Source organism: Streptomyces sp. NPDC001507, assembly GCF_042894765.1.
GTDB lineage: Bacteria > Actinomycetota > Actinomycetes > Streptomycetales > Streptomycetaceae > Streptomyces.
On sequence record NZ_JBIAVV010000015.1, the window covers coordinates 135,773 to 148,061 of the forward strand.

A 12,289-nucleotide genomic window follows, 5' to 3' on the forward strand; every position below is an offset into this window, starting at 1 on the left:
GACCGGAACGCAGGGGTGGTCGTCCGCCGGATCAGGTGGTGACGCCGCCGTCGACGACGAGGTCGTGGCCGACGACGAAGCTCGACTCGTCGGACGCCAGCCACAGCACCGCGTTGACGATCTCGTCCGTGGTCGCGACGCGGGCGATCGGAACCGTCGTGGCAAGCCGGGCCGCGCGATCGGCGTCGGTCTCGCCGGGGCGCAGCGACATGCCGGTGTCCGTGGCGCCGGGGCTCACCGCGTTGATGCGCACGTTGTCCTTGATGTGGTCCAGGGCGGCGACCCGGGTGAGGGTGCTCACGGCGGCCTTGGACGCGGCGTAGGCGGCCATGCCGGGGCGGCGCCCGTGGTATCCGATGTTGGACGCGGTGTTGACGATGACACCGCCGCCGTGCGCCCGCATGTGCCGGATCTCCGGCTGCATGCTGAGCAGGACACCGTTCAGGTTGACGTCCAGCACGGACTGCCACGCCGACAGGTCCAGGTCGGCGACCGGGGCGGGCCTGCCGAAGACGCCCGCGTTGTTGTGCGCGACGTGCAGTCCGCCGTGGCGGTCCACCGTGGTGCGCACCAGGCGTTCCATGTCCTCGGGCCGGGTGACGTCGGCGACGACAGCGGCGGCCGTGCCGCCGTCCGCTGCGACGAGCCGCACCGTCTCCTCGATGGACTCCGGCCGGGCCCCGGCGGCGACCACGGTGGCACCCTCACGGGCGAAGGCCCTGGCGCTGGCCCGGCCGATGCCGGCTCCGGCCCCGGTGACGACGACGACCTTGTCCTTGAAACGGGCGGTCATGGAGGCTGCTCCTTTGCGCGAGGCCGGGATCAGGCGGCCGGAATCAGGCGGCCGGAATCAGTCGGAGGTCACCGGCAGGACGTCCGGCGAGAGCGCGCCGGCGTGGGCGGCAGCGCTCGTCACACGGCGGCGGTGGTGACGTCGGCACAGCACCTCGTAGCCGACCTCCGCCGCGGGACTGCTCACGTCACCGACGACGACCTGTTCGCCTTCCACCACCATCTCGCCGCCCACCGTGCGGGCGTTGTGCGTGGCACGCGCCCCGCACCAGCACATCGCCTCCACCTGGAGCGTCTCAAGGCGGTCCGCCAGTTCGATCAGCCGCCGCGAGCCGGGGAAGAGCTTCGTGCGGAAGTCGGTGGTGATGCCGAAGGAGAAGACGTCCAGGCCCAGGTCGTCCACGACCCGCGCCAGTTGGTCGATCTGCTCCGGCTCCAGGAACTGCGCCTCGTCGACGATCAGGTAGTCGACCCTGCCGCCCTGCGAGATCCGGTCGACGACGTGGGCGTACAGATCCATGCCCGGCACCGCCTCGACCGCGTCGGTCACCAGACCGAGCCGCGACGAGAGCTTCCCCTCCCCCGCCCGGTCGTCCCGGGTGAAGATCAGACCCTGCAGCCCCCTCGCCGACCGGTTGTGCGCGATCTGCAGCGCCAGCGTCGACTTCCCGCAGTCCATCGTTCCGGAGAAGAACACCAGCTCGGGCATGGGGAGTTGAACACCTTTCGGTCAGTGGTGGGGGCAGGGCGGGGGCAGGGTGTCAGGAGCGTACTTCGAGCAGCGGCACGAGCTGCTCGGCGGGGGTCATCGAGCCGTGGTTGCCGACCATGGCCGACTCCTTGGGCTCCCGCTCCGAGGCGATGATCAGGACGTCGTCGTGCGCGGCCGCGACCACGTCGCCGATCCGGTCGTACACCCGCTCCTCGAACCGGTCCGGCGGGCCGAACCAGCCGGCCGCGATCGCCTCGTCCCGGGAGGCCACCCAGAACTGCTCGCCGAGCACCTCGCGCCAGCAGGTCAGGACGTCGTTCGCGGCGCCGGGCACCGCGTAGACGTGCCGGGCCCGTCCCTCGCCGCCGAGCAGGGCGACGCCTGCCTTGAGCTCCCAGTCCTCGTCGAAGTCGATGCGGTGCTCTTCGTCGAACGGGATGTCGACCATGCCGTGGTCGGCGGTGACGTACAGCGCGCTGCGCGCCGGGAGTTGCTCGGCGAGCCGCTGCACGAGCCGGTCGACGTGCATGAGCTGGCCGCGCCAGGTGTCGGAGTCCACGCCGTAGCGGTGCCCGGCGCCGTCCAGTTCGGCGTAGTACGTGTAGACCAGGGCGCGGTCGGCGGCGGCGAGCTGCTCCGCCGCGAGGTCCATCCGCTCCTCGCCGGTCAGCCGCCCGTGAAACGTTCCGCCGCTGAGCGCGACCTTGGTGAGCGGGGTGTGCTCGAAATGCGGGGAGGACACCTGGGCGGCGTGCACGCCGGCGTGCTGGGCGAGCTGGAAGACGGTGGGGTACGGCTGCCAGGCGGCCGGGTCGGTCCAGGGCTGCCAGCGCAGCTGGTTCATCAGCTCCTGGGTCTGCGGGTTGCGGACCGTGTAGCCGGGCAGGCCGTGCGCGCCCGGCGGCAGGCCGGTGCCGACGGAGGCGAGGGAAGTCGCGGTGGTCGCCGGGTAGCCGGCGGTGAGGGGCCGTCCGGTGCCGCCGCGCGAGCTGCCGAGCAGCGAGGTCAGGAAGGGCGCCTCGTCCGGGTGGGCCCTGATCTGCTCCCATCCCAGACCGTCGATCAGGAAGACGCAGTTGCGGTCGGCGGGCGTCAGCTCCGTGATCGACGCGGTCATTCCGGGTACGGCCATGCCCGCGGCCAGGGTGGGCAGCAGGTCGGCGAGGGAACCGCTGCCGTACTCGGGCAGCGGCGCGGATCCGAGGGCGAGAGGTTCGGGATGGTCCCAGGCGGCGTACGCCATCAGCGGGTGACGTCCGCGGTCGCCTCGGAGATGGCCTGCGCGAAGGCGAGCGCCTGGCGCACCGTCTCCGGGCCGTCCCCGGCCTCGCTGACCCGCAGACTGAGGTCGTCCGCCGTGGAGTTGCCGGTGTAGCCGTGGTCCGCCTCGCAGTTGGGGTCGCCGCAGGCGGCGGGCTCCAGGTCGATGCGGGAGACGGCGCCCCAGCCGATGGTCAGCACGATCTCGCGGGGCAGGGTGCCCGGTGTGTACTGCTCCGGGTTGGCCACGACCCGGCTCACCACCACCGACGAGATCCGGCCGAGCTTAACCGACTCGGTGGAGGTGGTCGCGTACGGCGTCGGGGAGGTGCTGTCGGCGGCCTGCTCGTCGGTGTGGCTGACGATGAAGCGGTTGCCGGTGAGGACGAGCACGGTGACGTGCCGCCGCACCTCGTTCTGGTCGAACGTCGTCTCCTGGTGGACCAGGTACGACCGGATCGGCTCGCCGCCGATGGCGGCCTCCACCGCCTCGGCCACGAGGGCCGGGTAGTAGCCGCTGCGCTCGATCGCGACACGCAGCCCCTGGGTCGTCGTACTGGTCTTGGCCATGGCGTCCATCCTAATCCGTGGGCAGGGGGACCCGGGCCAGTCGTGCGCGGTCGCGTCCGGCGCCACGGCGGTCGCCCGCGGCGCCGTCGAACGGCGACGGGGCGTGCGGGCGTTCGTCCCGGAGGGCCGGCGGATCAGTAGGCGGGCAGGGTGCGCGGGCCCAGATCGTCGCGGGCGGGAGGCGGGGCGAGACGCACGGTTGCGCCCAGCACGCTCACGCCCTGCGGGGCGACCACGACCGGCTCCAGGGTGACCGCGACGACCTCGGGGTGGTCGTCCACCAGCCGGGAGACCCTGAGCAGCAGCTCCTCCAGAGCGGGCGTGTCGACGGGGGCCGAGCCGCGCCAGCCGAACAGCAGGGGTGCCGTCCGGATCGAGCGCACCAGTGAGGTGGCGTCCCGGTCGGTGACCGGAACCAGCCGGTGCGCCATGTCCCCGAGCAGCTGCGAGGCGGCCCCGGCGAGGCCGAAGGACACCACGGCTCCGGCGGCCGGGTCGATCACGGCCCGGACGACTGTGTCCACGCCCCGGGGCGCCATCCGCTGCACCACCGGCCGCAGCTCCTCGGGCGCCCCGAACAGCTCGCTCAACTCGTCGTACGCCCGCCGCAGTTGCTCCTCGTCCGCCAGGTCGAGCCGGACACCGCCCAGGTCGGCGCGGTGCCGCAGGTGGGGGGCGGTGGCCTTGAGGGCGACGGGGTAGCCGAGGGCGCGGGCGGCGTCGGCGGCGGCATCGGGGGTGGGGGCGGGCAGGGCGCGGTGCACGTCGATGCCGTACCTGCCGAGGAGCCGGCAGGTCTCCTCGGCGCCGATGGTGAGCCCCTCGCCGCGTTCGAGCAGCCCGCCGATCAGCTCGGCGGCGCCCCGCTCGTCGATGTCGTCGTACTCGGGCACCTTCCCGGGCTCGGCGGCCTCCCGCTGCCACTGCGCGTACTTCACGGCCTCGGCGAGCGCCCGAACGGCCCGCTCGGCGGCGGGGTAGGCGGGGATGAGGCGGGAGTGGGGGTGGGGGGTCCGGGAGGCCTCGGGGATCTCGGCGGCGAAGCGCTTCGGAGACCGCGGCAGCGTGACCGACGGTGCCACCACTCCTGTGGGGCCCCCGGCCTCCGCGGCGGGCAGGCGTTCCGCGGCTCCCGCGGCAGGCAGGCGTTCCCCCGCTCCCGCGGCTCCCGCGCCTTCCACGGTGGGCAGGCTTCCCCCCGCTTGCGCGGCTTCCGCGGCTCCCGCGGTGGGCAGGCGTTCCCCCGCTTGCGCGGCTTCCGCGGTGGGCAGGCGTTCCGCAGGGCGGAACGGGTGGGCACCGCCACCAGTGCCGGGTGCCGTCGCACCAGCCGAAGGTGCGGTACGGCCCGCGGCCGAAAGCGCCTCCGCCAGCCCCCCGAGCTCCACGTGCACCACCAGCACCGGCTTCCCCGGAACCTCTTCGGCCGCCGAGCGCAGCGCGTCCGCCAGCTCCGCGTCCCCGACCGCCCCCTCACCGATCGTCGGGATGGCCGTGACGACCACCGCGTCGCACGAGTCGTCGGCCAGCGCCCGCGACAGCGCCTGGTGGAAGTCCGCGGCACTCGCCCGCGTCGTCAGGTCCTGCGGCCGGGCCGGCCGCAGCCCCTCCGCGAGGCACCGGTCGTAGGTCAGCAGCCCGAGCGACTCCGAGTTGCCGAGGATCGCCACCCGCGGCCCCGCAGGCAGCGGCTGCCGGGCGAGCAGCAGCCCCGCGTCGACCAGTTCGGTGATCGTGTCGACGCGGATCACCCCGGCCTGCCTGAGCAGCGCGGACACCGTGGCGTGCGGCAGCCGCGTCGCCCGGACCGCGTGGCCCGGCGGCGCCTGCCCCGCGCCCTGCACCACGACGAGCGGCTTCGCCGCCCCCGTCCGCCGCGCGAGGCGGGTGAACTTGCGCGGGTTGCCGATGGACTCCAGGTACATGAGGACGACGTCGGTCTCGGGGTCGTCGTACCAGTACTGGAGGACGTCGTTGCCGGAGACGTCCGCGCGGTTGCCGGAGGAGACGAAGGTGGAGACGCCGGTGGTGCCGGTGACGCCGCCGCCGCGCCGGTGCAGCCGGGAGAGCAGGGCGATGCCGATGGCGCCGGACTGGGCGAACAGGCCGATGCGGCCGGGGCGGGGCATCTCGGGTGCGAGGGAGGCGTTCAGCCGGATGCCGTCCGCGGTGTTGATGATCCCGAAGGCGTTGGGGCCGATGATGCGCATGCCGTAGGTGCGGGCCTGCCGGACGAGGGCGCGCTGGCGCTCGCGGCCGTCGGGACCGCTCTCCGCGTAGCCCGCGGCGAGGACGACGAGTCCCTGGACGCCGTGCTCGCCGCACTCGGTGACGACGTCGGGGACGTGCTCGGCGGGTACCGCGACCACCGCGAGGTCGACGGGCCCGTCGATGTCCCGCACGGAGCGGTGTGCCGGCACCCCGTCGACCTCCTTCAGGTCGTCGGGGAAGGCCCGGTTCACGGCGTGCAGGCGGCCGGTGAAGCCGGCGTCCCGCAGATTGCCGAGGACGCTGCGGCCGACCCCGCCGGGCGTGCGGCCGACGCCGATCACGGCCACGGACCCCGGTGCCAGCAGCCGTCGTACCGAACGGGCCTCCGCGCGCTGCTCGCGGGCGCGCTGCACGGCGAGGGAGCGGTCGGTGGGCTCCAGGTCGAACTCCAGGCGGACGACACCGTCCTCGAAGCTGCGCTTCTGGGTGTAGCCGGCGTCCATGAACACCTTGATCATCTTGGTGTTGGCGGGCAGCACCTCGGCGGCGAAGCGGCGGATCCCGCGCTCACGCGCGACGGCCGCGATGTGCTCGAGCAGGGCGGAGGCGACGCCCCGGCCCTGGTGGGCGTCCTGGACGAGGAAGGCGACCTCGGCCTCGTCGGCGGGCGCGGAGGCGGGCGTCCCGCCCGGGCCAATGCGGTCATAGCGTACGGTTGCGATGAACTCGCCGCCGATGGTGGCCGCGAGCCCCACCCTGTCCACAAAGTCGTGGTGCGTGAAGCGGTGGACGTCCTTGGCGGAGAGCCTGGGGTAGGGCGCGAAGAAGCGGTAGTACTTCGACTCGTCCGAGACCTGCTCGTAGAAGCTGACCAGGCGCTCGGCGTCATCGACGGTGATGGGCCGGACGCGCGCGGTACCCCCGTCGCGCAGCACCACGTCAGCCTCCCAGTGGGACGGGTACTCGTGCCGGTCCTGCGGGTCCGCCGGGGTCTGCATGGGCCCCAGAGTACGGCTCGCGTCCGACAACGGCGCGAGGCAGTCTGTGGAGGACGGACGTCGGACCGAGGCCGCGGTCCGGCGACCCGACCCGGAGGGGCACACGCCCCCTCCGGGCACGCTTCACGATATGGGAAACTGGTCTAGACAACCCTGAACACCGAAGGGCAGCATCACATGGCTGAGCGCCGCGTCAACGTCGGCTGGGCCGAGGGCCTCCACGCCCGCCCCGCTTCCATCTTCGTCCGGGCCGCCACGGCCGCAGGCATCCCGGTGACGATCGCCAAGGCCGACGGCAACCCCGTCAACGCGGCCTCCATGCTGGCTGTCCTGGGGCTGGGCGCCCAGGGCGGCGAGGAGATCGTCCTCGCCTCCGACGCCGAGGGCGCGGACGCCGCGCTCGACCGCCTGGCCAAGCTGGTCGCCGAGGGTCTCGAAGAGCTCCCCGAGACCGTCTGAGCGACCTGCGCCCGCACGTCCGGGGCCGCGCCACCCCCACAGGGGTCGGCGCGGCCTCGCCGTTTCCCCGCCGCCCATACGGAACCCGCACCCGGCTTTACGACGATCCCGCCCGGGAGTTCACGGAAACCCGGCACCCGACTTTACCGCGGGCATACGAAACGAGCGCGCCCGTTAATTCCCGGCGCGCTTGAATTCGGGCAGCGAAAATACGCCCCGCCGAATAACACCTCTTTGTATACGGCGCGCGTGTTAATGCCGCAGGCCCGACATGTTTACGGGATGTTGCGAAGTCCTCACACCGTTCGCCCGTTCGGTGGCGCCGGGAAATCGCAGCCGGTGGGAGACCGTCGAGCGTTCGGTGTGCAGGGCCGTGATCGCCCGGGCACGGTCGCCGTCCCCCCGCGCCACCGCGTCCACGATGGCGCCGTGCTCCGTCCAGGACTCCACGGGGTTGGCGGGCGTCTCCACGGTGTACATCCAGGCGATCTTGTGACGCAGCTGGGTGAGCGTCGAGGTCAGGGCGTGGCTGCCGGAGGCCTGCGCGAGCGTCTCGTGGAACCAGCCGCCCAGGGAGCGCAGATCCTCGCTGTTGCCCCGCCGGGCCCGCTCCTGCCCCAGCCTGACCAGTCCGCGCAGCACCTTGAGGTGGGCCTCGGTGCGGCGCTGGGCGGCCCGGGAGGCGCCGAGCGGCTCCAGGAGCATGCGCATCTCCAGCAGGTCGGCGGCCTCCTGCTCGGTCGGTTCGGCCACGCACGCGCCCGCGTGCCGGCGCGTCACCACGAAGCCCTCGGCCTCCAGGGTGCGCAGGGCCTCACGGACGGGGACGCGCGAGACCCCGTAACGACGGGCCAGGAGTTCCTCGGTGAGCCGGCTGCCCCGCTCGTAGACACCCGCGACGATGTCGTCCCGGATCGCCGTGCATACCGAGTGCGCCGGAATACGCATGTCCGACCTCCGCCTTAATCCCCGTGAAACGCCGCCGAGTGGCGCTCGTTCCGTGACTCTATTGCAATGAGCCGGAATTTCCGAAGGGGGGCCGGAATCCAGGGATATATTTTGGACAGCAGCGGCACGAAAACGACGAAAGCCCCGGCGCACGGGCCGGGGCTGCGGAACTTCTCACGAGTTGTTGTCGCACGGTGGTCGGCTGCGGGCGCGTCGTGGCCGGTCGCGCAGTTCCCCGCGCCCCTGAAGGGGCGCTGCCCGTGACGCCCCTGAAAGGGGCGCGGGGAACTGCGCGAGCAACCCCCACGCACCCGCACCCGGCCGAGGCCACGTCGGCCTCAGCGCAGCCGTCCGGCTCCCTCAGACGTTCACGCCGTGCTTGCGGAGGTAGGCGACCGGGTCGACGTCGGAGCCGTACTCGGGGGTCGTACGGGCCTCGAAGTGGAGGTGGGGGCCGGTCGTGTTGCCGGTCGCGCCGGAGAGCCCGATCTGCTGGCCCGGCGTGACCTGCTGCCCCACCGAGACGCCGATGGACGAGAGGTGGCCGTACTGGGTGTACATGCCGTCGGCCATCTTGATGACGATCTCGTTGCCGTACGCCCCGCCCCAGCCGGTGGAGACGACCGTGCCGGTGCCGACCGCGTGCACGACCGTACCGCTCGCTGCGTGGAAGTCGATGCCGGTGTGGGCACCGGAGGACCACAGGGAGCCGCCGGTCTTGTAGCCGGTGGAGACGTAGGAGCCGCTGATCGGCGCGACGAAGGTGTTGAGGCGCTTGCGCTCGGCCTCGCGGGCGGCGCGCGCCTTGGCAGCACGCTCCTTCTTGGCCTGCTCCGCGGCCTTCTTCCGGGCGGCCTCCTCGGCCGCCTTGCGCTCGGCGACCGCCTTCTGGGCGACGGCCTGGGCGTCGATCTGCTCGGCGACGGAGTCGCTGATCGTGATGACCGGGGTGAGGCCGGTCTGCTCCACGGAGTTCTCGGCGGCGACCGCCGGGGCTGCGGAGACGGTGCCGATGACACCCGTGGTGGTGAGGGCCGCGATGCCGGCGGCCTGCGCGGTGGTGCGCTTCACCCGGCCGGGACGACGGTGCTTCCCGGAGGCGCACATGAACGCCATGTAGAGGCTGGTCCTTTCCTTCCCTCTCGCCTACCGGGTTAGCTGACGGGTTCGGAGCAGGAAGGTCTCCTACGGACCCCCTCGCGACATGCGCGGGCGCCCGATTCACCCCAGGGACTGCGTGGGTCCCCGGCTCCCCTGGCTCGCGCCGTACGGGGACTCGGCGATGGCTGTCCGGTGCCGCGGACGCGGCGCGATGCCTGACGGACAGCCCGGAAGAACCTACGAGGGCCCACCTTCAATGCTCAAACGGATCACGGTTTTTGTCGCACATCCCACAGGGCAGACAGGCAACCTCCGCCCCAATTCGGACATTCCAGAGCCCTGGTGACCGGGTGGTCACCAGGGCTCCGCACGCGCGTGCCGCTACTCGGCGGCGACGACCGTGACTTCGCCGATCCCGAGGGCCTCCACGGGCTCCTTGATCTGCGCCGCGTCCCCGACGAGGACCGTCACCAGGCGGTCCACCGGGAAGGCGTTCACGACCGCCGCGGTGGCCTCCACGGTGCCGGTGGCGGCCAGTTGGCGGTACAGCGTGGCCTGGAAGTCGTCGGGCAGGTACTGCTCGACCTGATCGGCCAGGGTGCCCGCGACGGCCGCCGCCGTCTCGTACTTGAGCGGCGCCACCCCGACGAGGTTCTGCACGGCCACGTCGCGCTCGGCGTCCGTGAGGCCCCCGGCGGCGAGCGTGCGCAGCACCGTCCACAGGTCCGACAGGGCCGGGCCGGTGTTCGGGGTGTCCACGGAGCCGCTGATGGCGAGCATCGAGGCGCCGGTGCCGTCGGGGGCGGACCGCAGGACCTGCCCGAAGGAACGGACGCCGTAGGTGTAGCCCTTCTCCTCGCGCAGGACGCGGTCCAGGCGGGAGGTGAGGGTGCCGCCCAGGCAGTAGGTGCCGAGCACCTGGGCGGGCCAGACCCGGTCGTGCCGGTCGGGGCCGACGCGGCCGATGAGCAGCTGGGTCTGGACGGCGCCGGGGCGGTCCACGATGACGACCCGGCCGGTGTCGTCGGCCGTCACCGCCGGGACCGGGCGGGGCTGCGCGGTGGAGCCGCGCCAGGCGCCCAGGGTCTCGCCGAGCAGCTCGTCCAGGTCGATGCCGGTCAGGTCGCCGACGACGACCGCCGTGGCCGTGGCGGGGCGCACGTGCCGGTCGTAGAAGGCACGGACGGCGGCCGCGTCGATCTTCTCGACGGTGTCCTCGGTGCCCTGGCGCGGCCGGGACATCCGCGCGGTCGACGGGAACAGCTCCTTGTAGAGCTCCTTGGCGGCGCGGCGGCTGGGGTTGGCCAGCTCGTGCGGGATCTCGTCGAGGCGGTTGCGGACCAGCCGCTCGACCTCGCTCTCGGCGAAGGCGGGCGCCCGCAGGGCGTCGGAGAGCAGCCCGAGGCCCTTGGCGAGCCGGGAGGCCGGGACCTCCAGGCTGATCCGGACGCCGGGGTGGTCGGCGTGCGCGTCGAGGGTGGCCCCGGCCCGCTCGAGCTCGGCGGCGTACTCCTCGGCGGAGTGCTTGTCGGTGCCCTCGGAGAAGGCGCGCGCCATGATCGTGGCGACGCCGTCCAGGCCGGCCGGCTCGGCGTCCAGGGGCGCGTCCAGGAGCACCTCGACGGCGACGACCTGCTGACCGGGGCGGTGGCAGTGCAGCACGGTCAGGCCGTTGTCCAGGGTGCCGCGGTCGGGTGCCGGGAAGGCCCAGGGCTTGGCCTCGCCGGGCTGCGGCTGGGGGTGGAAGTCCATGGTGGCGAGCTCGGTCACTTGGCCGTCTCCTCGTTCTCGTTGCCGGCCTCTACGGTCGCTTCCTGCTCCGGGTCCTCGCCGCGCCCCGCCTCCTGGGTGTGCTCCGCGGACTCCGCGGACAGCGGCTCGTAGACGAGCACCGCGCGGTTGTCGGGCCGCAGACGGGCCTTGGCGACCTCCTGGACCTCTTCCGGGGTGATCTGGAGGACGCGCTGGACGGCGGTCAGGGCGAGCTGCGGGTCGCCGAACAGGACGGCGAAGCGGCACAGTTCGTCCGCGCGGCCCGCGACGGTGCCGAGCCGGTCCAGCCACTCGCGCTCCAACTGGGCCTGGGCGCGCTCCATCTCCTCGGGCGTCGGGCCCTGTTCGGCGAACCGGGCGAGCTCCTCGTCGATGGCGGCCTCGATGACCGGCACCTCGACGTCACCGGAGGTCTTCACGTCCAGCCAGCCGAGCGAGGGCGCACCGGCGAGCCGCAGCAGGCCGAAGCCGGCCGCGACGGCCGTACGGTCGCGCCGGACCAGGCGGTTGTAGAGGCGGGAGGACTCGCCGCCGCCGAGGACGGTGAGGGCCAGGTCGGCCGCGTCGGACGCGCGCGTGCCGTCCTCCGGGAGCCGGTAGGCGGCCATCAGCGCCCGCGCGGGCACCTCCTCGACGACGACCTCGCGCAGCTGCTCGCCGATGACCTCGGGCAGCGAGCCGTCGCGCGGGGTGGGCTTGCCGTCGTGCGCCGGGATGGAACCGAAGTACTTCTCGATCCAGGCGAGGGTCTGCTCCGGGTCGATGTCGCCGACCACGGAGAGCACCGCGTTGTTGGGCGCGTAGTAGGTGCGGAAGAACGCGCGGGCGTCCTCCAGGGTGGCCGCGTCCAGGTCGGCCATCGAGCCGATCGGCGTGTGGTGGTACGGGTGGCCCTCCGGGTAGGCGAGCGCGGTCAGCTTCTCGAAGGCCGTGCCGTAGGGGACGTTGTCGTAGCGCTGGCGGCGCTCGTTCTTGACGACGTCCCGCTGGTTCTCCATCGACTCGTCGTCCAGGGCCGCGAGCAGCGAGCCCATGCGGTCGGCCTCCAGCCAGAGGGCGAGCTCCAGCTGGTGGGCGGGCATGGTCTCGAAGTAGTTGGTGCGCTCGAAGCTCGTGGTGCCGTTGAGCGAGCCGCCGGCGCCCTGGACGAGCTCGAAGTGGCCGTTGCCCTTCACCTGGGCGGAGCCCTGGAACATCAGGTGCTCGAAAAGGTGAGCCAGGCCGGTACGCCCCTTGACTTCGTGCCGGGAGCCGACGTCGTACCAGAGGCAGACCGCCGCGACCGGGGTCAGGTGGTCCTCGGAGAGCACCACGCGCAGACCGTTGGCCAAGCGGTGCTCGGTCGCTGCCAGGCCCCCGGAGCCTGTCTCGGCCGTGGTCGTGTGACCCATGGGCATGTACGTCCCTTCGCTCGCGGAAGCGGTCCCGAACCGCGGTTTTTCTACCGGTCCTGCCACTGTATGCA

The 12,289-nt window shown here is 72.8% G+C and carries 10 protein-coding genes and 1 riboswitch; of the genes, 1 reads left to right on the top strand and 9 read right to left on the bottom strand.

What is annotated here, in order from left to right:
* Positions 1–31: 31 nt before the first annotated feature.
* The 5 genes from ACFY0K_RS40185 to ACFY0K_RS40205 all read right to left on the bottom strand — a co-directional run bounded on the left by ACFY0K_RS40185 (position 32) and on the right by ACFY0K_RS40205 (position 6,543).
* On the bottom strand, positions 32–793 hold the full coding sequence (locus tag ACFY0K_RS40185) for an SDR family NAD(P)-dependent oxidoreductase (RefSeq protein ID WP_390644022.1): 762 nt from the start codon (positions 791–793) through the stop codon (positions 32–34).
* A 57-nt stretch (positions 794–850) separates the two neighbouring features.
* Positions 851–1,501, bottom strand: a complete 651-nt coding sequence (locus ACFY0K_RS40190) for a thymidine kinase (protein ID WP_351960194.1) — start codon at positions 1,499–1,501, stop codon at positions 851–853.
* 52 nt (positions 1,502–1,553) lie between these two features.
* Positions 1,554–2,747: an alkaline phosphatase family protein gene (locus ACFY0K_RS40195; RefSeq protein ID WP_390644023.1), complete on the bottom strand. Its 1,194-nt coding sequence runs from the start codon at positions 2,745–2,747 to the stop codon at positions 1,554–1,556.
* Positions 2,747–3,343, bottom strand: a complete 597-nt coding sequence (locus ACFY0K_RS40200) for a DUF5998 family protein (protein WP_093498645.1) — start codon at positions 3,341–3,343, stop codon at positions 2,747–2,749. The genes ACFY0K_RS40195 and ACFY0K_RS40200 overlap by 1 nt, the downstream gene beginning before the upstream one ends.
* Before the next feature lie 125 nt (positions 3,344–3,468).
* The gene (locus tag ACFY0K_RS40205) at positions 3,469–6,543 is read right to left on the bottom strand and encodes a GNAT family N-acetyltransferase (protein ID WP_390644024.1); all 3,075 of its coding nucleotides are present in this window, start codon (positions 6,541–6,543) and stop codon (positions 3,469–3,471) included.
* A 177-nt stretch (positions 6,544–6,720) separates the two neighbouring features.
* On the opposite strand from ACFY0K_RS40205, the gene ACFY0K_RS40210 reads away from it, so the two are divergent.
* A complete protein-coding gene (locus ACFY0K_RS40210; RefSeq protein WP_007385204.1) occupies positions 6,721–7,002 on the top strand; it encodes an HPr family phosphocarrier protein in 282 nt (93 codons plus the stop codon).
* Positions 7,003–7,254: 252 nt separating this feature from the next.
* Here the strand turns inward: ACFY0K_RS40210 and ACFY0K_RS40215 are convergent, their stop codons facing one another.
* The 4 genes from ACFY0K_RS40215 to ACFY0K_RS40230 form a co-directional block, all read right to left on the bottom strand.
* The gene (locus tag ACFY0K_RS40215; protein ID WP_351502842.1) at positions 7,255–7,950 is read right to left on the bottom strand and encodes a GntR family transcriptional regulator; all 696 of its coding nucleotides are present in this window, start codon (positions 7,948–7,950) and stop codon (positions 7,255–7,257) included.
* 360 nt (positions 7,951–8,310) lie between these two features.
* Positions 8,311–9,066 (bottom strand): M23 family metallopeptidase, encoded by a 756-nt coding sequence (locus tag ACFY0K_RS40220; protein WP_390644025.1) that lies wholly within the window; start codon positions 9,064–9,066, stop codon positions 8,311–8,313.
* A 12-nt stretch (positions 9,067–9,078) separates the two neighbouring features.
* Positions 9,079–9,242, bottom strand: a riboswitch (cyclic di-AMP (ydaO/yuaA leader).
* Between the two features lie 190 nt (positions 9,243–9,432).
* Positions 9,433–10,821, bottom strand: coding sequence for a M16 family metallopeptidase (locus ACFY0K_RS40225; RefSeq protein WP_390644026.1), 1,389 nt, complete (start codon positions 10,819–10,821; stop codon positions 9,433–9,435).
* Positions 10,818–12,221 carry a pitrilysin family protein gene (locus ACFY0K_RS40230; RefSeq protein ID WP_351960199.1) on the bottom strand — a complete coding sequence of 468 codons (1,404 nt, stop codon included), beginning with the start codon at positions 12,219–12,221 and terminating at the stop codon, positions 10,818–10,820. Before ACFY0K_RS40230 ends, ACFY0K_RS40225 begins: the two co-directional genes overlap by 4 nt.
* Between the last annotated feature and the right edge of the window lie 68 nt (positions 12,222–12,289).